General features: G+C 53.6%; 1 pseudogene. It reads right to left on the minus strand.

The features are described from left to right. Positions 1-50 precede the first annotated feature (50 nt). Positions 51-252 (minus strand): annotated as a pseudogene (locus tag SB765_RS31920) (EamA family transporter); the annotation flags it as partial.

Genomic DNA, 252 nt, shown 5'->3' on the forward strand with positions numbered 1-252 from the left:
GCTTCCACATCAATGGGGCTCGTTTGACAGCGCGAGTCCCTCAGGCAAGTTCAAGATCTACGTTGGGGGGCAAGCAAGATACGCGCGATTCGAAGCTCCGTGACTGCAATGCCCAGAAGGATTAACGCCGCCCCTGCAAGCCTCTCGGGGGGCAGACGATCTCCAGCGAGAAAATAACCAAAAAAACCACTAAAGACAGGTTCACAAATAAGTATCAAGGCGACCTTTTCGGGAGCAAGCACAGCTTGAGCG

Origin of the sequence: Pseudomonas sp. SIMBA_067, from assembly GCF_046534675.1 — a bacterium.
Taxonomy (GTDB): domain Bacteria; phylum Pseudomonadota; class Gammaproteobacteria; order Pseudomonadales; family Pseudomonadaceae; genus Aquipseudomonas; species Aquipseudomonas putida.